Origin of the sequence: Bradyrhizobium sp., from assembly GCF_036009065.1 — a bacterium.
Classification (GTDB): Bacteria; Pseudomonadota; Alphaproteobacteria; order Rhizobiales; family Xanthobacteraceae; genus Bradyrhizobium.
Window position 1 is genome coordinate 1 of the sequence record NZ_DASYMN010000113.1, and the last position, 21,704, is coordinate 21,704.

25 protein-coding genes and 1 pseudogene are annotated in these 21,704 nt (G+C 62.9%); 12 read left to right on the plus strand and 14 right to left on the minus strand.

The window, feature by feature from the left end; translation table 11 throughout:
• The coding region (locus VGP39_RS07175; protein WP_327567409.1) for an IS110 family transposase at positions 1 to 864 on the minus strand (864 nt) is incomplete at its 3' end.
• Between the two features lie 415 nt (positions 865 to 1,279).
• Here VGP39_RS07175 and VGP39_RS07180 point away from each other — a divergent pair.
• Both VGP39_RS07180 and VGP39_RS07185 read left to right on the plus strand, forming a co-directional pair.
• Complete coding sequence (locus VGP39_RS07180) at positions 1,280 to 1,702, plus strand: VOC family protein (protein WP_327567410.1); 423 nt, start codon at positions 1,280 to 1,282, stop codon at positions 1,700 to 1,702.
• Positions 1,703 to 1,822: 120 nt separating this feature from the next.
• Positions 1,823 to 2,698 (plus strand): NAD(P)-dependent oxidoreductase, encoded by an 876-nt coding sequence (locus VGP39_RS07185; RefSeq protein WP_327567411.1) that lies wholly within the window; start codon positions 1,823 to 1,825, stop codon positions 2,696 to 2,698.
• 112 nt (positions 2,699 to 2,810) lie between these two features.
• Here VGP39_RS07185 and VGP39_RS07190 read toward each other — a convergent pair whose 3' ends face one another.
• The 10 genes from VGP39_RS07190 to VGP39_RS07235 form a co-directional block, all read right to left on the minus strand.
• Positions 2,811 to 2,954 carry a hypothetical protein gene (locus tag VGP39_RS07190; protein ID WP_327567412.1) on the minus strand — a complete coding sequence of 48 codons (144 nt, stop codon included), beginning with the start codon at positions 2,952 to 2,954 and terminating at the stop codon, positions 2,811 to 2,813.
• Positions 2,955 to 3,332: 378 nt separating this feature from the next.
• Complete coding sequence (locus tag VGP39_RS07195; RefSeq protein ID WP_327567413.1) at positions 3,333 to 3,605, minus strand: AraC family ligand binding domain-containing protein; 273 nt, start codon at positions 3,603 to 3,605, stop codon at positions 3,333 to 3,335.
• Between the two features lie 136 nt (positions 3,606 to 3,741).
• Complete coding sequence (locus VGP39_RS07200; RefSeq protein ID WP_327567414.1) at positions 3,742 to 4,635, minus strand: SMP-30/gluconolactonase/LRE family protein; 894 nt, start codon at positions 4,633 to 4,635, stop codon at positions 3,742 to 3,744.
• The gene (locus VGP39_RS07205) at positions 4,632 to 4,850 is read right to left on the minus strand and encodes a 4-oxalocrotonate tautomerase family protein (RefSeq protein ID WP_327567415.1); all 219 of its coding nucleotides are present in this window, start codon (positions 4,848 to 4,850) and stop codon (positions 4,632 to 4,634) included. Before VGP39_RS07205 ends, VGP39_RS07200 begins: the two co-directional genes overlap by 4 nt.
• Positions 4,851 to 4,891: 41 nt before the next feature.
• Positions 4,892 to 5,614, minus strand: coding sequence for an ABC transporter ATP-binding protein (locus VGP39_RS07210; protein ID WP_327567416.1), 723 nt, complete (start codon positions 5,612 to 5,614; stop codon positions 4,892 to 4,894).
• Entirely contained in the window at positions 5,611 to 6,351 is a 741-nt protein-coding gene (locus tag VGP39_RS07215; protein WP_327567417.1) for an ABC transporter ATP-binding protein, read from the minus strand. Before VGP39_RS07215 ends, VGP39_RS07210 begins: the two co-directional genes overlap by 4 nt.
• Positions 6,344 to 7,321 (minus strand): branched-chain amino acid ABC transporter permease, encoded by a 978-nt coding sequence (locus VGP39_RS07220; protein WP_327567418.1) that lies wholly within the window; start codon positions 7,319 to 7,321, stop codon positions 6,344 to 6,346. The genes VGP39_RS07215 and VGP39_RS07220 overlap by 8 nt, the downstream gene beginning before the upstream one ends.
• Entirely contained in the window at positions 7,318 to 8,202 is an 885-nt protein-coding gene (locus VGP39_RS07225) for a branched-chain amino acid ABC transporter permease (RefSeq protein WP_327567419.1), read from the minus strand. Before VGP39_RS07225 ends, VGP39_RS07220 begins: the two co-directional genes overlap by 4 nt.
• A 3-nt stretch (positions 8,203 to 8,205) precedes the next feature.
• A complete protein-coding gene (locus tag VGP39_RS07230) occupies positions 8,206 to 9,000 on the minus strand; it encodes an IclR family transcriptional regulator (RefSeq protein ID WP_327567420.1) in 795 nt (264 codons plus the stop codon).
• A gap of 233 nt (positions 9,001 to 9,233) precedes the next feature.
• Complete coding sequence (locus tag VGP39_RS07235) at positions 9,234 to 10,421, minus strand: ABC transporter substrate-binding protein (RefSeq protein ID WP_327567421.1); 1,188 nt, start codon at positions 10,419 to 10,421, stop codon at positions 9,234 to 9,236.
• 328 nt (positions 10,422 to 10,749) lie between these two features.
• On the opposite strand from VGP39_RS07235, the gene VGP39_RS07240 reads away from it, so the two are divergent.
• Positions 10,750 to 11,430, plus strand: a complete 681-nt coding sequence (locus VGP39_RS07240) for an ankyrin repeat domain-containing protein (RefSeq protein WP_327567422.1) — start codon at positions 10,750 to 10,752, stop codon at positions 11,428 to 11,430.
• A 130-nt stretch (positions 11,431 to 11,560) separates the two neighbouring features.
• Here VGP39_RS07240 and VGP39_RS07245 read toward each other — a convergent pair whose 3' ends face one another.
• Positions 11,561 to 12,493: a LysR family transcriptional regulator gene (locus VGP39_RS07245; RefSeq protein WP_327567423.1), complete on the minus strand. Its 933-nt coding sequence runs from the start codon at positions 12,491 to 12,493 to the stop codon at positions 11,561 to 11,563.
• Between the two features lie 102 nt (positions 12,494 to 12,595).
• Between VGP39_RS07245 and VGP39_RS07250 the strand changes: the two genes are divergently transcribed.
• The 6 genes and pseudogenes from VGP39_RS07250 (at position 12,596) to VGP39_RS07275 (ending at position 16,898) form a co-directional block, all read left to right on the plus strand.
• Positions 12,596 to 12,922, plus strand: coding sequence for a hypothetical protein (locus VGP39_RS07250; RefSeq protein WP_327567424.1), 327 nt, complete (start codon positions 12,596 to 12,598; stop codon positions 12,920 to 12,922).
• 10 nt (positions 12,923 to 12,932) lie between these two features.
• The gene (locus VGP39_RS07255) at positions 12,933 to 13,406 is read left to right on the plus strand and encodes a hypothetical protein (RefSeq protein ID WP_327567425.1); all 474 of its coding nucleotides are present in this window, start codon (positions 12,933 to 12,935) and stop codon (positions 13,404 to 13,406) included.
• A 13-nt stretch (positions 13,407 to 13,419) separates the two neighbouring features.
• Entirely contained in the window at positions 13,420 to 13,614 is a 195-nt protein-coding gene (locus VGP39_RS07260; RefSeq protein WP_327567426.1) for a hypothetical protein, read from the plus strand.
• Positions 13,611 to 13,751: a hypothetical protein gene (locus VGP39_RS07265; RefSeq protein ID WP_327567427.1), complete on the plus strand. Its 141-nt coding sequence runs from the start codon at positions 13,611 to 13,613 to the stop codon at positions 13,749 to 13,751. The genes VGP39_RS07260 and VGP39_RS07265 overlap by 4 nt, the downstream gene beginning before the upstream one ends.
• 109 nt (positions 13,752 to 13,860) lie before the next feature.
• Positions 13,861 to 15,632 (plus strand): annotated as a pseudogene (locus tag VGP39_RS28125) (FUSC family protein); the annotation flags it as partial.
• On the plus strand, positions 15,615 to 16,898 hold the full coding sequence (locus VGP39_RS07275; RefSeq protein WP_422652985.1) for an efflux RND transporter periplasmic adaptor subunit: 1,284 nt from the start codon (positions 15,615 to 15,617) through the stop codon (positions 16,896 to 16,898). The pseudogene VGP39_RS28125 and the gene VGP39_RS07275, both read left to right, overlap by 18 nt.
• A gap of 129 nt (positions 16,899 to 17,027) precedes the next feature.
• Here the strand turns inward: VGP39_RS07275 and VGP39_RS07280 are convergent, their stop codons facing one another.
• Positions 17,028 to 18,005 (minus strand): tripartite tricarboxylate transporter substrate binding protein, encoded by a 978-nt coding sequence (locus VGP39_RS07280; RefSeq protein WP_327567429.1) that lies wholly within the window; start codon positions 18,003 to 18,005, stop codon positions 17,028 to 17,030.
• Between the two features lie 288 nt (positions 18,006 to 18,293).
• On the minus strand, positions 18,294 to 19,136 hold the full coding sequence (locus VGP39_RS07285) for a tripartite tricarboxylate transporter substrate binding protein (protein WP_327567430.1): 843 nt from the start codon (positions 19,134 to 19,136) through the stop codon (positions 18,294 to 18,296).
• A 559-nt stretch (positions 19,137 to 19,695) separates the two neighbouring features.
• Between VGP39_RS07285 and VGP39_RS07290 the strand changes: the two genes are divergently transcribed.
• The 3 genes from VGP39_RS07290 to VGP39_RS07300 all read left to right on the plus strand — a co-directional run bounded on the left by VGP39_RS07290 (position 19,696) and on the right by VGP39_RS07300 (position 21,685).
• Positions 19,696 to 20,262, plus strand: a complete 567-nt coding sequence (locus VGP39_RS07290) for a thiamine pyrophosphate-binding protein (protein WP_327567463.1) — start codon at positions 19,696 to 19,698, stop codon at positions 20,260 to 20,262.
• On the plus strand, positions 20,259 to 20,858 hold the full coding sequence (locus tag VGP39_RS07295) for a thiamine pyrophosphate-dependent enzyme (protein ID WP_327567431.1): 600 nt from the start codon (positions 20,259 to 20,261) through the stop codon (positions 20,856 to 20,858). The genes VGP39_RS07290 and VGP39_RS07295 overlap by 4 nt, the downstream gene beginning before the upstream one ends.
• Positions 20,859 to 20,932: 74 nt before the next feature.
• Positions 20,933 to 21,685, plus strand: a complete 753-nt coding sequence (locus tag VGP39_RS07300) for an SDR family oxidoreductase (RefSeq protein WP_327567432.1) — start codon at positions 20,933 to 20,935, stop codon at positions 21,683 to 21,685.
• Positions 21,686 to 21,704 lie beyond the last annotated feature (19 nt).

Consider the following 21,704-nt stretch of genomic DNA (forward strand, 5'->3'; position numbering starts at 1 on the left):
GATCGTCACGTCATGCTGCTCATGGATTTGCCCCGATGGATTCTCCGTCGCCGCTTCGAGCTTGGCGCAGAGGCCGTCCAGCGCCCGATGCGCCTCCTTGATCTGAAGATTGACCAGGCTTAGTCGCGCCGCCACCGCGCGGATATGTGCGCAGGCGGCTTCGGTGGTGCCCGGCGCGACGAACAGCGGTGTCTTCCGCAAGGTCTGCAGCACCGTCGCGGCGTCGAGGCGACGGATGCGATGGTCCTTGAGGATGCGCGTGATCGTCTTCTCGGACACCTTTGCGGCGGTGGCGGGTGTGGGCACCTTTTGCCAAAGCGCGAGGAACCAATCGTCCGCCACATCGTCGGTCAACTCGACGGCCTGCGGATAGTATCGCCACAGCTGCTGGCGGACCCGATTGGCCAGACGAACGCGCTCTTGTTGCAGTTCGTCGGCCATGCGCGACCACTCGCGCAACTCGATCACCAAGGGATCATCGACCACAAGCCGGCGGAAGGCCTGCCGATCGGTGCGCAGCGCGCTGCCGAGCACACGGGCGTCGCGGCTGTCATCCTTGGCCCCGGCGACCGTGAAGCGATCGCGGAAACGGTCGAGTTGCTTGGGATTGATGGCGAAGACCTGGAAGGCGTGATCGAGAAGCGTCTCGACGACCGGTCCGTGCGGGGTCTCGATCGCCACTGCGATCTGTCCCGGCTCGGCTTTGGTCTTCTCAAGCAGCCAATCGCGCAACTCCGTCAGCCCGGCTCCGCCATGCGCGAAGTCGCGCTCACTCACATGTCGTCCTTCGACATCAAGCAGGCAGACGCGGTGGCTCTGCGTTGCCCAGTCGATCCCGACGAACCATTGCACATCGTCGATCATTGTTGACCTCCTTGCTTAAGCGGGCCACCGCGATCCTGATCGATCCCTGTACCGGCGCTCTCGGCGCGACCTCCTACTGGATCTCGATCGCGGCCGCTCTGCCGGGGCGCTGGTCCTACGTCGGTACTCTCGGCACAGGTGGGCTAGGCTGCTCCCGGCAGATCGGCCCGCGCTACCAGTCTACACCGTTAGACCGGCGCCAAACATCAGGAAGGGTACAGGGTGGGTTAGCCGCGCCCCGCGCACGACAAGCTCAACGGATGACGGCGGAAGGCGTAACCCACCAACCACGAACGGGTGCGCGAAGCGGCGGATTACGCTTCCGCCTCGCTTGTTGACGCTGCGGTGGTCGTGGACGCTAATCCGCCCTACGGATTGGCGCAGGTTCATTGTCTGATCGACAGAAAGGCATCCCATGGAACTGAAGCTCCATCACGTGAACTATTCGACCAAGGACGTTGGCGCGGTCACGGAATTCTACCGGTCACTGTTCAACATGAAGCCGGTCCCAAGCTACCAGGACGCGCGAATCACGTCGCGAGGCTACGACGGCAAAGTCGAGTTTCTGACCGATGGCACGACCGAGTTTCACATCTCACCGCAGGATCTCGGCGTCGCATTCCGGACCAAACAGAGTCTCAATCCGGTCGATCGCGGTCACATCGCGTTTCGTACAGACGATATCGAGGCCTTCAAGGCCATGCTGAGAGACAAAAATATTCAATTCGCCGACTACGGCGTTTGGGCGATGGGTGGTTGGTATCAGATCTTCCTGCAGGATCCTGACGGCACCATCGTCGAAGTACACCAGACTGATTATAAGAAGCCTAGCGCATAGCCCGTAGGGTGGGTTAGGCGCGAAGCGCCGTAACCCACCACCGTGGTTGCAACTAGCGATAGCCCGGTGGGTTACGCGCTTTCAGCGCTACCCTCCTACCTGCTTTACCGGAGTTACACCATGCGTATCGGCTACCTCGGCCTTGGCAACATGGGTCAGCCAATGGCGGGCAAGTTGCTCGACACCGGGCACGAGCTCTGGCTTTATGACGTGCGCGAGGACGCCATGCGCCCACTTCTCGAGCGTCGGGCGCGGCGCGCGGCCTCGCTGAAGGAATTGGCGGACACCTGCGACACGGTCATTGTCGCGCTGCCGACGCTTGAAATTTTTTGGCGTGCGCTTTCCGGACCCGATGGCTTGCTCGCAGGCAAGGCCTTGAAGACGCTGGTCAACACCTGCACCGTCGGCGGGCGGTTCATCCGCGAGGTCGAGGCACAATGCGCAGCGACCGATGTCACCGTCATCGATATCCCGATCAGCGGCGGTGTCGCGGGAGCCAAGGCCGGCACGCTGGCCATGATGGTGTCCGGCAATCCGGCCAAGGTCGCCGAGTTGATGCCGGTGTTCCAGTCGTGGGGCAAGACGATCGTCGTTGCCGGCGACCGGCCGGGGTCCGCGCAGACCATGAAGCTCGCCAATAACATGCTCTGTGCCGTCGCCCTTGTCGCTACGTCGGAGGCAATGACGATGTCGGGCAAGGCCGGTATTCCGGACGACGCCATGCTGCAAATTCTCAACAATGGCACCGGCCGCAATTTTGCGACGATGCACATCTTCCCCGAAACGGTGCTGCCACGCAGTTTCGACTTTGGCGCGACCATCGAGATACTCATGAAGGATGTCGATCTCGCCATCGCGCAAGGCGAAGAACTCGGCGTTCCAATGTGGGTGAGCCAGGCGGTACGGCTCGTGCTAAAGCACGGCGTCTTTCAGGGTCGCGCACAGCAAGACATGTCACGCGTCGTCCAGATCATCGAGGACGGGACGCGCAAATAGTCAGCCGCAAGCTCGGGCAGAACCTCGAAAGGCAAGTCTGGTCGAACGTGCAACTCGACGATCTGGTTGAACTCTATCTTCTCGCCCTGGCGTGAGCCCCGGCGGGCGCATTCTATTTTGCCGAGAATGGCGAGAATTCGATGCGGCAGGTGTGCGAGGCGATCAATCGCAGGCTCGGCGTCAACGCCGGCACGGTGCCGATGTCGCTGGACGAAGCGTAACGCGAATGGGGCGAGGGCACGGCGCAGAATACCATGGGCTCCAATAGCCGGGTTCGCGCGGTCCGCGCCAGAGCAGAGCTTGGCTGGCGCCCGAGCAGGCCGTCGCTGATCGACGAAATCGTAAGCGGCTGCTACGCCGCATGCCTTGTTGCTTAAAGCAGTTCGTAGGATGGGTTGAGCGCAGCGAAACCCATCTTCTGATCCGCGGCAACGCGACGGGTTTCGCAAAGGCTCGACCATCCTGCGGACTACTGCGCGTCGCCAGGAAGCATTATCGTGGGTGGGCAAGGCCAACAGGTGCCGCGAATGCGCGCCCCATGATAAACTCCGCGCGCGCCGCCATTCGGCGCGAACACGTTCGATCAAAAAATGATGGGCACGGCGCCAAGGGCGCCTTTGCCCACCCTATCTGCTCAAGCATATTTTCGTCCGACGAGGACGCGGGCACCCTCCGGACCGACCTCTTCGTCATGCGGGTGGTCTTGCGCGACAGCGAAAATTTCTCCGGGACCGTATGTGACCCGCCGGTTGTCCTGAGTGACTGTGAAGCTGCCGGCCAGGACAAGTCCGCGGATCGCGAAATGATGGCCGTGATGCCCTTTTCCCGGTCGCGGCTGCAGGCTTTGCGTCTCAATTTCGGAGTAGCCGTCGGCCTTGAGATTTGCCTCGAAATCGCTGGTGTTCATTGCAATGCTCCATCGCAGGTTCGTCCATGATGCGCGATTGATCCAGGAAAATAAAGTTCGTAGGATGGCTTGAGCACGGCGAAACCCATCTTCTGGTCCGTGGCAAAGGATGGGTTTCGCAAAGGCTCAACCCATCCTACGGGCTGAACCGTCGGCGGCCCGGCACGCCAACCCGGACACGATACAGCGACGTCGACGCGGTGATGAAAAGGCTGCGATTGTCCGCATCGCCCCAGTCGAAATTTGCAGGCACCTCCGGCACCTTGATCACGCCGAGACAAGTAGCCGATGGGTCGAAGACGTGGATGCCGCCCGGCCCGCAGCAGTACACGTTCCCCTCGCTGTCGATCTTCATGCCATCGGGAGCGCCCGGACCTTCGCCGGTGGTTTCCGCCCAGACGCGGCCGCGATGCAGCGTCCCATCGGGCCGAACGTCGAATATGCGAATGTGACCTCGCTCGGTGTCGTTGACGAACAGGTGTTTCTCATCACGCGAGAAGCAAAGGCCGTTCGGCTGCCCAAAATCGTCGGCGAGAAGCTTCAATGCCTTGCTGTCGGGATCGAGCCTGTAGACGCCCCTAAACCTGAGTTCGGTCGGTCGCGGCACGCCGTAGAACTCGATCCGGCCATAGGTCGGGTCGGAGAAGTAGATCGAACCGTCCCGCTTCACCACGATATCGTTGGGACTGTTCAGCTCCTTGCCTTCATAGTGGCTGGCCAGCACCGTAATGCGTCCATCGGGCTCGGTGCGTGTCACGCGGCTTGTCGCGTGCTCACACGCGAGCAGCCTGCCTTCGCGATCCCAGGTCAGGCCGTTCGATTTGTTGCTCGGATTCCTGAACTCGACGACACCGCCATCCGCGGACCAGCGGCGTATCCGGTCCCCCGGCATGTCGCTGAACAGCAGATAGCTGCCCGCGGCATTCCACAACGGGCCTTCGGTAAACAGAAAGCCGGTGCCGAGCTGTTCGAATTCGACCGACGGGCCGACAACCGACCGGAACGCCGGATGACGAATTTCAACGCTCATGTTTTGGTCTTTCCCGCCGCTGCCGCCTTCTGAAGTTCGCTCACGCGTGCCGCGCCGACATACCAGTCGTCGGCGCCGACATCCTCGAACACCACCCAGATGGCTTCGCTCGGCAACTCAGCGACCTCACTGATGGCCGCGGTGACGCGCCGGGAGATTTCGTCCTTGCGCGCTTGCGAATGACCTTTGAGAATTCTGATGTTGACGAATGGCATGTGGACTTTCCTCCCTGTGATGTGTTGATCCTAAGCGAACCTCAAGTGACGGGTGGCGCAAGACCGAGCAGTTCCTCGCGCAACCCGGGATCGTCGCGCAATGCCGATGACGGTCCGGAAAAGCGCACGGCGCCTTTCTGCAGGACGTAAACCCGGTCAGCCAGGTCAAGGCAAAAATCCAGCGCCTGTTCGGCCATAAGAATCGTCAGTCCCTGACGCTTGAGGTTCGAGACCTGTTGCAGCAGGGATTCCACCACCAGCGGCGCCAGACCTTCCGACGGCTCATCCAGTAGCAGCAATTCGGGATTGCACATCAGTGTGCGGCCGATGGTCAGCATCTGCTGCTCGCCGCCCGAAAGAAAGCCGCTGCGGCGGCCGGCGAGCTGGCGCAGCTTCGGAAAGAAATCGAACACCGCCTCGATGGTCCATGGGCCCGGCCGTTGCGACGCCCGGCGCGCGACGTCGAGATTCTCGATCACCGTCAGGTCGGAAAACACGCGGCGATCTTCGGGAACGAACCCAATTCCTGCCCGCGCGATCTGAAAGGGCTGCCAAGGCGTGATGTCTCTTCCCTTCCACAACACCTGTCCTGAGGAAGCTGGTGTAAGTCCCATGATGGAGCGCATCGTCGTGGTCTTGCCGACGCCGTTACGGCCGAGCAGGCCGACGCATTCTCCCCGACCAACCTCGATGGACACGCCAAACAGCGCGCGCGAGTGGCCGTACGAGGCGTTGATGTCCCTGACATCGAGCAGCGCTGTCATTGCCGCCGCTCCCCGAGATAGACCCGCCGAACCTCGGGATTGCCGCGCACTTCCGTCGGCGATCCCGAGGCGATCAATCTCCCCTGATGCAGCACCGCGACCTTCTGCGCGATGGCGAAAACCACATCCATGTCGTGTTCGGTGAACAGCAGCGTCAGTTCCCGCTCAAGCGCGATTTGCCGAAGCAGCTCGATCGTAGCCCGTGTTTCGGAGGCCGACATGCCTGCGGTCGGCTCATCAAGCAGCAGCATCTTGGGATCGGCGGCAAGCGCGATGCCGAGTTCGAGCTGCTTCTGGTTTCCGTAAGACAGCGTTCCGCCAATCGTATTGGCCTGGCCATGCAGCCCAAGGGACCTTAGCAGAATGCGGGTTTCGTCGCTGAATATGCTGCGCGACTTCGCCCAGAAATTCGTGGCCGCGCCGCGATGCGCGATCAGGGCGGCCTGCACATTCTCGAACACGGTGAGTTTTGGGAAAATGTTGGCGTGCTGAAACGACCGGCCGACGCCCATTCGGCATATGGCGGGCGGCTGCGCGCCGGTGATGTCGTTATTGTCGAAACGCACGCGCCCCGTGTCGGGGCGGATGTGCCCCGTGATCAGGTTGAACAGCGTCGATTTGCCGGCGCCGTTCGGGCCGATCACGGCCGCGATCTGACGCCGCTCGACCGAGAAGCTGACATCCGCAATCGCGACAAATCCGCTGAAGGTCTTACGCAGGTGGCTCACCTCAAGCATCGGTCCGCTCCCGACGCCCGCCGGCGATGCCGGCAAGCGTTCCGAGAATGCCCGCCGGGAAAGCGTAGAGCAGCACGATGAGAACCAGCCCCAGCACCATCGGCCAGAATTCGGTGTATGAGGTGATCTGCTGGTTGAGCGCGGTCAGCGTGAACGCGCCCACCAGCGGCCCCCAGAATTGCCCCATGCCGCCGAGGATCACCATGATCAGCACTTCGGCCGACTTCGACCAGTAGCCGAAATCCGGAAACACGCCGCGGTTGAAGATTCCGAACAGGGCCCCGGCCAGCCCGGCAAACACGCCGGCCACGACGAACGCCGCCAGTTCATAGCGGCGCACGTGAATGCCGATGAATTCGGCGCGCTCCGGATTTTCCCGGATTGTCGTCAGTATCCGCCCGAACGGAGATTCCGAAATCCGCCGCAGGATCAGAAAGCAGAGGCCGACCAGCACCAGCGTTACATAAAAATAGTGCTCGCCTACCCGCATGCCGCCGAGGCCCGGGATCCCCGCCATCCATGCGAGATCCGGATAAGGCACATTCGAAAGTCCCTGTTCGCCGCCCGTCACGTCGTTCCATTTGAAGCAGATCGCCCACACGATCTGCGCGAAGGCGAGGGTGAGCATCGCAAAATAGATCTTGGTCAGCCGGACGCAGAAGAAACCGAATGCGAGCGCGATCGCGCCGGCGACAATACCGGCCGCGGCGAATCCCAGGGCAAACGGCGCGCCGTGGTTCTTCATCAGGATGGCGCAGGTATAGGCGCCGGCCGCGAAGTACGCGGCGTGTCCGAAGGAGACCAGCCCGGTGGTTCCGAGCAGAAGGTTCAGGCTGGTCGCGAACAGCGCAAGAATGAGAATGTCGGTCGCGAGCGAGGTGTAGAAGCGCGAGGCCAGCAGCGGAATGCACAGCGCCGCTGCGAATGCGAGCAGCGTCCACGGCACGCGTCCGATCAGGCGATCCGTCATCGCGAGAGCGGCCTTCCGAACAGGCCCCACGGCCGGATGATCAGGATGATGGCCATCAGGGCATAGACCGCGAAGATCGAAAAGCGCGGAAAAATCAGAATGCCGAAGGAGAGAAACTGCCCATAGATCAGCGCGCCGATCAAGGTGCCCCAGAGCGAGCCGAGGCCGCCGATCACGATCACGATAAAGGCCTCGACGATGATCTCGACATCCATACCGGGAACCACCGTCTTGATCGGCGTCACAAGCGCGCCCGCCAATCCGGCAAGAAACGATCCGGCGGCGAAGGCCAAGGTGTAGATGCGCCCGACATTGCCGCCGAGCGCGCCCAGCATTTCCCGGTCCAGGGCAGCTGCCCGCACCATCCGGCCCATATTGGTCCGGTGCAGCACCAGCCATATCGTGAAGGCAAGCACCGGCCCGAGCAGCATGATGAGGAGATTGTAGTGCGGGATCACCGCGCCAAACAGAGTCATGGAGCCGGCCAGGCTCGCTGGCCGCGAGAGCGACAGTTGCTGCGTGCCCCATATCATTTTCGTGGCGTCGGCAAGCACCAGCACCACGGCGTAGGTGAACAGCAGCTGATAAAGTTCTTCACGCCCGTAGAGACTGCGGAGCAGGAAGCGTTCGATCAGCGCGCCCAGCAGCGCGACGGTGAGAGCCGAGGCGAACACGGCGAACCAGAAGCTGCCGGAAGCCGGCCCCAGGACGTGAACGAGCTGCCATGCGAGGTAGGCGCCGATCATATAGAAGGAGCCGTGCGCAAAATTGAGAATGCGCAGGATGCCGAAAATCAGCGACAGTCCCGAGGCGATCAGAAACAGGAACATCGCTGCGGTGAGACCGCCGAGAAACTGGCCGAACAGGAATGATGAATCCATTTGTTATCCGGCGCTCGACAATCTGATGACGCTGGAGATTCGCTCCGCCGTTTCGACCAGAAGACGCGTCCATTCCGGCACCTTGTCCTGCCGGAAGCGCGCTTTCGGCATCGCCACGCTGACTGCTGCAATGACACGGTCCGGCCCGTTGCGGATCGGCGCGCCGACGCAGCAGACATCGTCCGACAATTCCTGTTCGTCGAGCGCAAAGCCGTTTCCCCGCACGCGCGCCAGTTCGGCGGCAAACAGCGCCGGGTCGGTGATGCTTCTCGGCGTCGCCGCCGGCAACGGGCCGGCCGCGAAAAAATGCTGCAGTTCAGCCGCCGTCAGGAAGGCGAGCATGACCTTGCCGGTCGCGGTGCAGGACGCGGGATCGCGCCGCCCGGTACCTCGCGACACCGTAACCGTCTGGCTGCCGGTCGCGGTGCAGACCTCGACCACTTCGCGATCGCTTAAGATCGCAAGATGGACCGTCTCGCCCGTCGCATCCCGCAACTGCTCGATGAAGGGCCTGGAAATGCCGACCAGATCCATGTTCCTGGCATAGGCGCTGCCGAGTTCGAACAACCGCGGACCCAGCGCATAGGCGCGTGTTTCCTGATTCTGTTCGATATAATGCCGGCGCGCCAAGGTCTGCAGCAGGCGATGCGCGGTGCTCACATTGATGCCGGTGGTCATGGCGACCTCGGATACCGTGGCCGGTCTGCCGATGGTGCCGAGATGCTCGAGGATATCGAGCACCTTGGCGACCGTCTTGACTGCCGAGCCTTCCAGTTTGCGACTGACGGGGCGAACCACGCTGGCCTTCGATCCTCTAAAGCACGAATACAGGTTGGCGGCTCGCTCTTACCTCTCCCCGCAGGGGAGAGGTCGAAGCCGGAGCGCAGCGCAGGCTTCGGGTGAGGGGTCTCTCCACACACTCGGACTCGCGGAGGCGCCCCTCACCCGCCGCGCATCTGACGATGCGCGTCGACCTCTCCCCTGCGGGGAGAGGTGAGCGTCGTGGCGATTCGACTTGAAACCATCATGCTCTAGTTCACGAATGCCGTGGGATCGACATAAACAGGCTTCTCCATCACCGGGAACGGATAGCGCGGGTCCTTCACCATCTTGCCCCAGAACTGGCCGCGATTGGCCGACTGCGTCTTGGGATCGATGGTTTGCCTGCCGATCGGCGTATCGACGGAGAGTCCGACCAGCGCCTTGGCGACATCGTCGGACTTGGTGCTGTTGGCTTTCTTGATTCCCTCGACCAGAACCTGCATCGCGACATAGCCGATCGCGGGCCAGGACGAAGGATGCTCCTGGCCCGTGTATTTCTTCAGGCGCTCGATGAATTCCTTGTGCTGCTTCGGCCCTTCATCCCAGTAGAATATGTCGTAGGCGTTGCCCCAGATCCCCAGCGGATAATCCTCGCCGATCGCCTTGGCCGATTCGATGGAGCCTGCTTCGCCGCCCGCCACGAAGTTGTATTTGATCGCGTCGAAATAGCCGAGCGGCTTGGCCTGCTTGATGAAGGTCACAAAATGGCCGCCCCACAGCGAGCTGAACACCGCTTCCGGCTTTTTGGAAAGCTGGGCGTTGATGAACGGCGTGTAGTCCGCCTCGCCGAGCTTGGGCCATTGCTGATCGACGATCTCCACCTCCGGCTTGATCTTCTTCAGATGCGCGACGAACGCCGCGGTGACTTCCTGTCCGTAGGCATAGTCGGGACTCATGGTCGCGACGCGCTTGACATCGAGCCTCGCGATCAGCGCCGCCGCCGAGCGGCCTTCGATGGTGGTCGTGGTGGAGGTGCGGAAAATATAGGGATGGATGTTCGCCGGCGACATCAGCGCTTCCGGCTTGGACACCGGCGCGATGAACACGATCTTGTTTTCCTTGGAGATCGGCGAGACCGCCGGGCCTTCGGCCGCCGTAAACGTGCCGACGATGAAATCGACCTCGTCCTTCAGCACCATTTCGCGCGCGACGCGGACCGCTTCGTCCGCATTGCCCTTGCTGTCCTTGGAGATCAGCTGCAGCTTCTTGCCGAGCACGCCGCCCTGGGCATTCATCTCCTCGACATACATCTGCGCGCCCTTGAGCGTCGGTTCCCCGAACAGCGCCCCGGGCCCGGACAGAATCATGGGCATTCCGATCTTGATCTGATCGGCAGCGGTGGCGGCCAGTTGCGATGCGAGCAGCGCTGCAATCGCCAGCGATATCAGGCGTTTCATGGTTGCCTCCCCGGGCGGATGGTTTTCTTGAAGCGCCTCTTCGGTGGACGGCGGCGCTTTTCATTTCACATTTTGAAATAACATCTTAACTATTGAAACGATGGCATGAGGACTTCAGGCACGCAACACCTTGCAGAAAGGCGCGTGAATTGGTCGCAGTCGATCGCATCGTAGCCCGCATGAGCGCAGCGATATGCGGGGTTGATAGGTCGATATCAAAAACGTAAGCGGGACCAGTCACGGCGGCCCCATATCGCGGCGCTCATGCGGGCTACGCTTGCTGCCGATGCTATGTTTCCTGGCGTCCAGCGGCCGGAGCTTTCTTCCCATGCAGATCCTCGCCGGCTTTTTTCTCGCGCTCTTGGCCGTGCTGCCCGCGTCCGCCCAGGTCGCGCCGAGCGAGGCCGAATCGCGCTCATATGGCGGCCTGCATGCCGCCGCCTTCAGCGGCGACGTCGTCGATATCGAAAGGCGCATTGCCTCAGGTGAAAACAAGGAAGCGACCGACGGCCGCCGGCGCACGCCGCTGCATGTCGCGGTCTACCGCAAGCAGCACGATGCCGCCCGCGCCCTGATCCGGCTCGGCGCCGATCCGAACAAGCTTGAAATCGATCGCTACGATATCGTCACCATCGCCGCGGTCGCTGGCGACGTGCCGATGCTCAAGCTCGCGCTGGAAGGCGGCGGCAATCCCAAGGCGATCACCAGCCGTTATGACGGTACCGCGCTGATCGCGGCGGCCCATCTCGGCCGCGTTGAAGTCGTGCAAACGCTGATTGCCGCCAAGGCGCCGCTGGATCACGTCAACAACCTGCAATGGACCGCGGTGATCGAATCGATCGTGCTCGGCGATGGCGGCAACAACCACACGGAGACCTTGCGCGCCTTGGTCGACGCCGGCGCTAACGTCAACATTCCCGACGGCAGCGGATCGACGCCGCTCCAGCTCGCGAAAAATCGCGGCTATCGGGAAATGGTTGCGATCCTGGAAAAGGCCGGGGCGAAATGAGGGTTGGCGTCGTAGCCCGTAGGATGGGTTGAGCTCTTGCGAAACCCATCTTCCGATCCCGCGGCAAAGCGATGGGTTTCGCAAAGGCTCAACCCATCCTGCGGACTTGCACGGCGGCGCACATGCCGGCTCACAGTTCGGCCGCCAGCCCGGTGACCTGCTCCCGTAACCAGCTGTGGGCCGGATCGCGATCGTAGGACGCATGCCACAGCAATGACATCGTGATCTCGCCCAGCTCCACCGGAAGCGGGCTGAGGCTGAGCCCGAGTTCGGCGGCGAACCGGTGAGCCAACCGCGACTGCACGGTGACGATGACGGGTGCCTGCGCCACCAAAGACGGGACCGTCAGAAAACGCGGCGTGGTCAGCGCGATGGAACGGCGCAAGCCGAGTTTGTCCAGCGCACCGTCCACAATGCCGCGCGCGTTCCGCCCGGGCCGGAGGCTGGTCACCACATGCGGAAGCCGCAGATAGTCGTCGAGCGAGATCGGAGGCGTGATGCCCGTCTTCTCGGCATTGAACATGCACAGCCATGTCTCGGTGAACAGCTTGCGCCGCTTGTGGTGGAATTGTCCCTGCAGCATCAGGTCATAGCCGATTGCGAGGTCCATTTCGTCGGCGTCGAGCTCATCGAGCAGCCGGGACGCGTCGAAATTGGCAAGCCTGAGGTGAATGCCGGGCGCGACCTCACGCATGCGCGCCAGCAGCGCCGGCATGATCAGGACCTCCATGCTGTCCGACAGTCCGAACCTGAACGTTCGCACCGCCGTTGCCGGATCGAAGGCTTGGTCGCGCGACACCAGCGCCTCGACCTGCGCCAGCATGGTCCGCACCGGCTCGAGCAACGTCAGCGCGCGTGGGGTGAGGCGCATTCCATCGGAGCCGCGCGTGAGAAGTTCGTCACCGAACAACTCGCGCAGCCGCGCGAGGTTGTGACTCATCGCAGACTGACCGATGCCGACGCGGCTGGCTGCGCGCGTCACGCTCCGCTCGTTAAGCAGCGCATCGAGATGAACGAGGAGATTGAGGTCGATACGACCTAGATTGACGGCATCGATGCCCATTATCGATCCAACCTGTTTGATCGACGATCATAGCCTGCCCATGTCCTTCGGCAAGGGAGCAGACGGGCGACCGGCCCGCCCCTCAAACCAACGGAGGGTCCTATGTCGATCCGCAGCACATTTCTCGCAACCGCCTTCATTTTGGCCTCACTGGGAGCCGCTCACGCGAGCGGCCTACGGCCCATCCAGGGGCAGAGCGTTAATCTCGGCGACGTTTCTGGCGTCGCCTATTACACCGTTGAGCCCGACGGATTCCGCGTCGTCATGACGCTTGCGCAAGGTGAGGCAGGAACGCCGATCCGCTTTGTATCGGTGCTGGCGTCCGGCCAGCGCGTCGTTCTCTCGACGCCGCACCAGGCAGGCGCGCTCGAAATCAGCCGGAACGGCGACAGCCTGCTCGTCCACAAGACAAACGCGCTCGCCAACTGAGGAGCCACAGATGTCCACGATTCACCTTCATCAGACTACCACCTTGACGCCGGAACAATACATCGCCGGTCTCACAGACTTCGGGCCCGGCCGCTCCAAACTCTTTGGCAATTCCGCCGACGAAGTTCTCAAGGTGCATCTTCTCGGGCGCTTTCAGGCCGACGTGACGGAGGGCTCGGGAGGCATCTGGGAACGCCTGCACTACAGCTGGTCCGACCCCAACCGCGTCGTCCTGACGACATTGGACTCCAATGTGTGGGGACGCGGGTCGGGCCACACCTACACCTTCACGCGTCGGCCCGATGGGACCACCGACATCGACGTGGCCGTCGTGCGCGACGGCAAAAACCTTAAGGGTTGGATACTTGGCCTGGTTCTTGGGACCCTCGGCAGAGGCGTTCTGGAAAGAGCCTTCGAAAATTCCGTCAAGGCTATCGAGGCACGGAATGGCGCCTTCGGTCACCGCGATCGGTTCGCCGCTTAACAGGAATCAGGAAATGGACCTGACCTATCTTTTTGCAGTCGTGGCGTTTCTGGGAACGAGCTTCGAACTGGCGGCGACTCTGACCGGCCGGTTTGTCCAGCGCAAGGACCGCGCGCTTCGGAAGCCGCAGACGACATCGGCGGGATGCGCAGAGAACGGGCGGCTAGTACAGCAAGCGAACAACCACCGACAAGGAGAAGTACAATGACGAAAAGCATCGAGTCTTATCGCTACGAAGTTATGCACGGCGATGACGCCGACTTCATCGCCTATCAACACAAGTCAGGCGGCGGCGTTTGGCAGACGGTTTCCGTTTGGATGATCCCGCAGACCGCATATCGCTGAGACCTGAAAACCGCGCCTTCGCAAGCTCGTGATCGCCATGAACCAACCCTCAACATTCTGGACTCGACATGCCGCTCTTGTCTTTGCGCTGAAAACGTTTGCGGCGGCAATGCTGGCGCTCTCGATTGCGTTCTGGCTGGATATGCCGCGCCCCTATTGGGCGATGACGTCGGTCTATATCACCTCCAGCCCATTGACCGGGGCGACAGCGTCGAAGGCGCTCTATCGCATGCTGGGAACGCTGATCGGCGCGGCAGGGACGATCGCGCTGGTCCCCAACCTCGTGGATGCACCCGAACTGCTCAGCCTCGCCATCGCGCTGTGGGTCGGCGTTTTTCTGTATTTTTCGCTGATCGACGGCACCCCGCGCAGCTATGTGTTCATGCTGTCCGGCTACACCGTCGCGCTGCTCGGCTTTCCCATCCTCTCGGCGCCCCAATTGACGTTCGACATCGTCTCCTCCCGCGTGCAGGAGATTATGCTCGGTATCGTCTGTGCGAGCGTCGTATCGATGCTGGTGATGCCGCAGAACGTCGCCTCTGCAATCGCAGCAAGAGCGGACGCCTGGCTCGCCGATGCCGGCTTGGCATCGATGTCCTGACCGGCGGCGGCAGCAATCCGGCGCGTGACAATACCCGCATGCGTCTTGCCGCCGCTTCTGCCGAAATCGACCAGTTGAGCGGGCATCTCGACTATGAGGTCGCCACTTCCGCGAACATGGCGCGAGGCCTGCAGCGGCTGCGGCAACACACGCTGTCGCTGCTTCCCCTGCTCGGATCGATCGAGGACCGCAGAAGCGCGCTCGGCCCGCACGAACAGGCCTCAGTGCTTGTGGACGGAATCTGCGCAAGGGTCGCGCGGTGGCTCGAAGCGGGCGGTCACGACGGACGGGAAGCCGATGCGTTGCGCGCGGCGCTTGATGAAATCCGCCCCAACCTGGACGCCGATGCCGGCTGGATCGACATCACGGTCGCCGGCCTCGTTACCCGGCTTCGCGATCTTGTGGATGTCATGCAGGATTGCCGGCGCCTACGCGATGCGATCGCGGATGGCCGCGATCCGGACCAGCTTAACCTCGCTTTCAACTCCGAGACGTTGACGGTCGCCGTCCCGCACCGCGATCATGGGCTTGCGCTTTGGGCCGCCGCGGCGACAGCGCTTTCGGTGCTTGCCTGCTGTGCGTTCTGGATCTTGACCGGCTGGGCCGATGGCGCATCCGCCGCGCTGTTCGCCGCTCTGGCCGGATCGTTCCTCGCCGGCCTGGACGATCCCCGTCCGGCATTCCGCACCTTCGGCCTGGTGATTCTCGTCGTCATTGCGATCAGCGGAATCTACACCTTCGCTGTGTTGCCGCGGCTCTCGACGATCGAGATGTTGATCGCCGCGCTGGCGCCGGCCTTCCTGCTGTTCGGCTGGATGGCGGCGCGGCCCGCGACCGCCCACGCCGGCTCCTGGTTCGCCATCTTCACATCCGCGCAGCTGGCGCTGCAGTCGTCCTACGTGGGCGGCTTCGCTTCCTTCACCAACGCCAGCGTCGCGCTGTTCGTCGGCGTGGCACTAACGGCCGTGTCATGCGGCGTCGTTCGCTTCCTTGGAACCGGCTGGATCGCAAGCCGGTTGCTGCGAAGCAACTGGCGAACGCTCGCCGCAGTCACTGAGCGCACCTCGCCCGCGGATCGCGTCGCGATCGCCAGTCTGATGCAGCACCGCATGGCCCTGCTTGCCGCGCGCATCGCCATGGTTCCTGCGGAAGCCGCGCGCGACGCCGCCAATCTGCGCCAGCTGCGAACGGCGCTGAGCATCATCAACCTCCGGCAGGCGAGCGGGGGCCTGTCACGCCGCGCAATGGCTGATATCGACGAACTGCTTGGCTGTCTTGCTACCGCTTTCCGGGCACACGCGGCCGGGCGGCTCCCCGACGAACTGGTCGGACGGCTCGACAATACGACCGCAATGAGGCCCTTATCGGCCTTGCCGGGATTCGCGCCGGGCTGTTCCCGCAAGCTGCGCCATATCAGCCGCACGCGCACGAGCAAAGGAGGGTGGCCGCATGAAATACCAACTCGATCTGCTCGGTGTGATCGTTCCGAGCCTCTTGCTTTGGGCCGTTGTTGCCTACGCGCTCGCGCGCGCCGCGAGCAAGCTTATCGCGCGGGCCGGTCTTTACCGTCACGTCTGGCACAGCGCGCTGTTCGATTTCGCACTTTACGTTTGCCTGTTTGCCAGCCTGGTTTTCGCTTCCAAGGAGTTCCTGTCATGAAAGCCCTTCTGAATTCGCTACGTCGCTTCGCACTGACCGGCCTTGTGGTTCTGGTCGCGCTTTGGGCCGGTACCCGGCTGTGGGATTATTACATGAACGAGCCGTGGACGCGGGACGGCCACGTCAGGGCCGACGTTGTTCCGGTTGCGCCCGATGTCTCGGGCTTCGTCACCGAGGTGCTGGTCAGGGACAACCAGCGGGTCCAGCGCGGCGACGTGCTGTTCCGGATCGATCGCGCGCGCTACGACATCGCGCGCAAGCAGGCCGAGGCGGTGCTGCTCGGCAAACGCGCGATGCTCGAGGCGGCCGATGCCGACCTGACGCGCTACAGCGCGCTGACGCCGGGCGTCGTCGTCTCCAGGCAGCGGATGGACCAGGTCATCGCCACCCAGGGCTCGGCCCAGGCCGCCCATGACCAGGCCGTCGCCGACCTCGGTCTTGCGAAACTCAACCTTGAGCGCAGCGAGGTGCGCGCCGCCGTCAGTGGCGTCGTCAGCAACATGGAGCTGCGTCCGGGCACCTATCTCACGCCCGGCAAGGGCGTGCTGGCGCTGCTCGATTCCGACACGCTGCGCGTCGAGGGCTATTTTGAGGAGACCAAGCTGCCGCGCATTCACCTCGGCGACGCCGTCAATGTGCGGCTCTTGGGCAGCGACCACGCTTTGCGAGGCCGCGTGGAAAGCGTCGCGGCCGGCATCGAAGATCGCGATCGCAGCGCCAGTGCAACCCTGCTCGCCAACGTCAACCCGACCTTCAACCGGGTGCGGCTGGCCCAACGCGTCCCGGTCCGGATCGCGCTCGATCGCACTGATGCAAGCGAACTCGTTGCCGGAGCCACCGCGACCGTCGAGGTGCTGGGATCGGCCCGGCATATCGCTGCAAGATAATGCGCAGGGTGGGCAATGCGGCCGGGCGCGCGAACGCGTCCGGCGGCGTGCCCACCATTTACCGCGAAGACGTTCGATTCAAAAAAATGGTGGGCGCGGCGCAACAGCGCATTTGCCCGCCCTGCGGCCCTACTCAGCCTTGATGCCCGCGAGCTTGATCACTTTTCCCCACTTTTCGGTAGCATCCGCGATGATCGTCCCGAATGCCGCAGGCGAGCCGCCGAGCACCGTGCCGCCGAGCTCGACGATCCGGGTTTTGATCTTGGCGTCGGCGAGGCCGGCATTGAGCTCCTTGTTCAGCAACTCGATGATGTCGGCCGGGGTGTTCCTTGGCGCGCCGATGCCGGCAAAACCGCTGGCCTCATAACCGGGCACGACGTCCGCCACCGTTGGAACCTCCGGCAGCACGTCCAGGCGGGCCGTGGTGGTTACCGCCAAAGCGCGCAGGCTACCGGCCTTGATGTGTTGGATCGACTCCGACACCGGACTGAAAATCACTTGTATCTGGCCGCCGACCAGATCGGTGGTCGCAGGCGCGCCGCCCCGATACGGGACGTGGACCAGATTCACCCCGGCCATCATCTTGAAGAGTTCGCAGGCAATGTTTTGCGGGGTGCCGGGGCCGGCCGAGCCGTAGTTGAGCTTGCCCGGGTTGGCCTTGGCGTAAGCGATGAGCTCGGGGATCGTCGTGGCGGGGACCGACGGATGCACCACGACGACGTAGGCCAGCCGCGCGGCGCAGATAACCGGCGCGATGTCCCGGATGAAGTCGAAACTGAGATTAGAGTAGAGCGCGGCATTGATCGCATGCGGGGTCACGATCTGCAGCAGGGTGTAGCCATCCGCCGGCGCTCTGGCGACCGCCTCGGTTCCGATGTTGCCGCTGGCGCCGGCGCGGTTCTCGATGATGAATTGCTGGCCGAGGCGATCCGACAGCCATTGACCCATCAGGCGCGCCTGGATGTCGGTAGCCCCGCCGGCGGGAAAGCCGACGACGATGCGCACCGGCCGTGACGGCCAGGCCTGCGCCCGCGCCATGCGGGGCACGACCGGCACCGCCGCGGCGCCCACGGCCAGCTGCAGGAATCTGCGGCGCGGAAATTTCATGATGCTCCCTCCACAGTGCGCAGAGTCGCGGACGTGCAATCCGCCAGGATGCGCTTAAGGGAACAGACTACATCCGTCTTGTGCGGAGGTGGAAGGGGCCAATGTCTCCTGTTGGCACAAAACTACTGACCGTAGGGTGGACAAAGCGAAGCGTGCCCACCATTCAGCGCGAAGACGTTCGATACGAAAAATGGTGGGCACGGCGCCAAGAGCGCTTTTGCCCACCCACGGACTCTACGGGCTACAGACCGCGCCCGATCTTGATCGGAGCATGTCCGAGAGCTTCCCTCATTTCTGCTCGCTTGCCTTCAACTCGTCGGCCAAAGGCCGCAAGGCTTGGCCCATGTCATCGAGGCGCTTTTGCCATTCCGCGCCTGGCATGAAAGCGAGAACGGGCTCGTCGCCCGGCGAACTCTTGATGTAGTCGGGATCGCGCACGCTCTCGGCAATTGCAGCTTCGAGCTTTTTGACCACGTCGTCGGGAACGCCCTTTGGCACTGCAAAGCCGCGTTCCGCCGTCGATATGATCGCCACGCCCGCTTCCTCTGCCGTCGGAACGTCGGGAAGTGACGGAGAACGCTTCTTTGACATCATCGCAAGTGCGCGGAGCGGTCCCTTGTTGGTGCCGTGCAGCTCCGGAATTTCGCTAAGGCTGACCATCCCAACCTCCAGATGGCCGCCCAGAAGGTCGGTCCTTTGCGCTGATGTCCCGCGATAGGAAATCTCGTTGGGCTGGACGTTTGCAGCGCCCGCCAGCATGCGGATCGCCAAATGACCGTTGGTACCTGCGCCGTTGTGACCGAAGGTTACCGACCCCGGCTTGCTGCGCAATGCGCCGAGAACGTCGATAAGATTTGCAAATCTGCTTTCCGCAGCCACCACGATCACGCCGGGATCGTCGACCACGCGGGCGACCAAACGTATTTCATCCATGCTGTACTGGGTTTTCCTCGTCATCGGCAGGAAGTTGTAGCCGGGCACGTTGACCACGCCCATCGTGTAGGCATCGGGCGCCGCGCGGGCAATCGAGGTGAATGCGATCTCTCCACCGGCGCCCGGCTTGTTCAGCACCACGAACTTGGCCTTTCCATCGAGTCGTTTTTCGACGAAAGGCAGCAGCTTGCGCGCCATGACATCGGTTCCCCCGCCGGGAGCAAAGCCGATAATGACTTCAATCGGTTTGTCGTCCGGCCATGCCGCGGAGGCTGGTCCACAGGCTGCGACACCGAATGCTGCGAGGAGTGCGAGGATTTTTTGATGCACGACAATCCGCCCTGTTGCTGTTGTTGGCAGGTCGCCGCCTGGCAGCGCGACCGATAATTCAAGCGCATCTTGTAACCGCTCAACTCAGCGAATGGCAACCGGCGCGACTGTCGAGCCTGTGCCGTCCTGCATCTTTACCGGCTCCATGGCGAAGGCAAACTCGTACGCTTGTTCGGTCGAGCGTTCGTCGAGCTTCCTGTTCTAGTTCGTAAGGTCGGTTGGGCACAGCGAAGCCCATCTTGCGATCCGAGGGCGAAAGCGATGGGTTTCGCAACGGCTCAACCCATCCTACGGGCTGCGGGCTGGGCCGACGGTGTCCGCAGGTTGCGCGTTCGGCCATGACGAGATTGAGCTTTGCGCAATTCGCGAAAACAGGTCTAATCCGACCGATGTTCGAACTCGGAAATTACATGAGGAGCGCAGCTTGATGGCAGGTTTGGGGGCGAAACCGGAAAACAAGGCTCTCGCGCAGCCCTCTTGGCCGGACGAGGTCTACCGCGTCCTCAAGCAAGCGGGCGTACGGCAGGTCGGGATGGTGCCCGATGCCGGCCATAGCCGGCTCATTCGCGCCTTCGAGGCTGACCCGGAGACACGCCTCGTTACGCTAACCACGGAAGAGGAAGGCGTGGCCATGCTCGCCGGCGCCTGGCTTGGCGGACAACGCGGCGTGCTGTTGCTGCAGTCGAGCGGCGTCGGCAACTGCATCAACATGCTGTCGCTCCCCGTTATATGTCACATGCCGCTGTTGATGCTGGTGACGATGCGCGGCGACTGGGGCGAGTTCAATCCCTGGCAGATACCGATGGGCCAGGGAACGCAAGGCGCCCTTGAGGCCATGGGCGTCATCGTCACGCGCGCGGACGAACCGGATCTTGTCGCGCCGGCGGTCGGGGGGGCTGCGAACCTTGCCTTCAACACCTGGCGGCCGGCGGCCGTCCTGATCGGGCAGCGCGTGCTCGGCGCCAAGAATTTCAAGGAGCTTGCAGGCAAATGAGCAATCCGAACGCGCTGCTGCATCGTCGCGACGTCGTTGTCGAACTCTTACGTGAACGCGGCGAGCTTCTGGTCATCGCCGGTCTCGGCGCGCCGAACTGGGACGTCTCCGCCGCCGGCGACCACCCCAATAATTTTCCACTCTGGGGCGCTATGGGCGCGGCCTCGATGATGGGCCTCGGTCTTGCGCTGGCGCAGCCCAAAAGGAACGTGCTGGTGATCACCGGCGACGGCGAGATGCTGATGAGTCTGGGCGCGCTCGCCACCATCGCCGTCGAGAGGCCGCCGAACCTGACGATCGCGGTGCTCGACAATGAGCGGTTCGGCGAAACCGGCATGCAGAAGACCCATACCGCTGGCGGCGTCGATCTCGCCGGAATGGCGCTGGCGGCCGGCATCCGGACGTCGCGCATCGTGCGAACTCAGCAAGAGGTGACGGCGATCCGCGACCTTGCCCATCAGGGCAAGGGGCCGGTGTTCGCGCTGGTCAAGATCAGCCCCGAGGCGCTGCCCTTTGTGATGCCGCCGGCCGACGGCGTGATCCTGACCACGCGCTTCCGGCAATCCGTTCTCGGCGATGAGGCACTTTATAACTGAGTAGGGTGGGCAAAGCGGCCGGGCGCGAACGCGTCCGGCGGCGTGCCCACCAAATCAGCTAAAGGAGAGAAGCGATGGACCTGAAGGGCGCGGTCGCACTGGTGACGGGCGGCAATGGCGGGCTCGGGCAGCGCATCTGCCACGCGCTCGCGCAGGAGGGCGCACATGTGGCTGTCATGTACGCTCGCAGCCGCGACCAGGCGGAAAGCGTCGCCAGCGAACTAACGTCGCGTTATCAAATCAACGCCCAGGCTTTCGCCTGTGACATAACCGACGGCGCGGCCGTGGATCGGCTGGTAGGCGAGGTAACCCAGGCCTTCGGCCGCCTCGATGTTCTGATCAATGACGCCGCTTACAACGTCTCGATCCCGTTCGGCGATCTCGACAATCTGACGCTGGAGGTATGGGACAAGATCATGGCCATCAACCTGACGGGGCCCATGCGCCTGACCAAGGCGGTAGCCCCTGTCATGAAGGCCCAGGGGCGAGGCCGTATCATCAACATCGCGTCGGTGGCAGGGCTCAGCCCCACCGGCTCGTCCATCGCCTATGCCGTGTCGAAGGCGGGGCTCATTCATCTGACGCGGTGCATGGCGGTGGCGCTGGCGCCTGAGACGCTGGTCAACTGCGTGGCGCCTGGCCTGCTGGACGGCACGCGCGCGACCGCCAATCTCCGGCCCGAGCAGATCGAGCGCTCCGCATCGGGCTCGCTGCTGAAGAGGCCAGCCGACAAGGACGACTGCGCCGACATGGTGATCGCCATGTGCCGCACCGAGACCATGACCGGCCAGACCGTCGTCATCGACTCCGGACGCATCTTCCACTAGGACGACGGGCCGGACAGCA

Coding starts and splice junctions, on each gene's coding strand:
- VGP39_RS07245 (WP_327567423.1), bottom strand. CDS start 12,493: ATGGGCATCGATGCCGTCAATCTAGGTCGTATCGACCTCAATCTCCTC.
- VGP39_RS07260 (WP_327567426.1), top strand. CDS start 13,420: ATGGACCTGACCTATCTTTTTGCAGTCGTGGCGTTTCTGGGAACGAGC.
- VGP39_RS07295 (WP_327567431.1), top strand. CDS start 20,259: ATGAGCAATCCGAACGCGCTGCTGCATCGTCGCGACGTCGTTGTCGAA.
- VGP39_RS07220 (WP_327567418.1), bottom strand. CDS start 7,321: ATGACGGATCGCCTGATCGGACGCGTGCCGTGGACGCTGCTCGCATTC.
- VGP39_RS07300 (WP_327567432.1), top strand. CDS start 20,933: ATGGACCTGAAGGGCGCGGTCGCACTGGTGACGGGCGGCAATGGCGGG.
- VGP39_RS07235 (WP_327567421.1), bottom strand. CDS start 10,421: ATGAAACGCCTGATATCGCTGGCGATTGCAGCGCTGCTCGCATCGCAA.
- VGP39_RS07255 (WP_327567425.1), top strand. CDS start 12,933: ATGTCCACGATTCACCTTCATCAGACTACCACCTTGACGCCGGAACAA.
- VGP39_RS07205 (WP_327567415.1), bottom strand. CDS start 4,850: ATGCCATTCGTCAACATCAGAATTCTCAAAGGTCATTCGCAAGCGCGC.
- VGP39_RS07185 (WP_327567411.1), top strand. CDS start 1,823: ATGCGTATCGGCTACCTCGGCCTTGGCAACATGGGTCAGCCAATGGCG.
- VGP39_RS07285 (WP_327567430.1), bottom strand. CDS start 19,136: ATGGCGCGCAAGCTGCTGCCTTTCGTCGAAAAACGACTCGATGGAAAG.
- VGP39_RS07195 (WP_327567413.1), bottom strand. CDS start 3,605: ATGAACACCAGCGATTTCGAGGCAAATCTCAAGGCCGACGGCTACTCC.
- VGP39_RS07240 (WP_327567422.1), top strand. CDS start 10,750: ATGCAGATCCTCGCCGGCTTTTTTCTCGCGCTCTTGGCCGTGCTGCCC.
- VGP39_RS07200 (WP_327567414.1), bottom strand. CDS start 4,635: ATGAGCGTTGAAATTCGTCATCCGGCGTTCCGGTCGGTTGTCGGCCCG.
- VGP39_RS07225 (WP_327567419.1), bottom strand. CDS start 8,202: ATGGATTCATCATTCCTGTTCGGCCAGTTTCTCGGCGGTCTCACCGCA.
- VGP39_RS07210 (WP_327567416.1), bottom strand. CDS start 5,614: ATGACAGCGCTGCTCGATGTCAGGGACATCAACGCCTCGTACGGCCAC.
- VGP39_RS07250 (WP_327567424.1), top strand. CDS start 12,596: ATGTCGATCCGCAGCACATTTCTCGCAACCGCCTTCATTTTGGCCTCA.
- VGP39_RS07290 (WP_327567463.1), top strand. CDS start 19,696: ATGGCAGGTTTGGGGGCGAAACCGGAAAACAAGGCTCTCGCGCAGCCC.
- VGP39_RS07180 (WP_327567410.1), top strand. CDS start 1,280: ATGGAACTGAAGCTCCATCACGTGAACTATTCGACCAAGGACGTTGGC.
- VGP39_RS07280 (WP_327567429.1), bottom strand. CDS start 18,005: ATGAAATTTCCGCGCCGCAGATTCCTGCAGCTGGCCGTGGGCGCCGCG.
- VGP39_RS07190 (WP_327567412.1), bottom strand. CDS start 2,954: ATGGTATTCTGCGCCGTGCCCTCGCCCCATTCGCGTTACGCTTCGTCC.
- VGP39_RS07265 (WP_327567427.1), top strand. CDS start 13,611: ATGACGAAAAGCATCGAGTCTTATCGCTACGAAGTTATGCACGGCGAT.
- VGP39_RS07215 (WP_327567417.1), bottom strand. CDS start 6,351: ATGCTTGAGGTGAGCCACCTGCGTAAGACCTTCAGCGGATTTGTCGCG.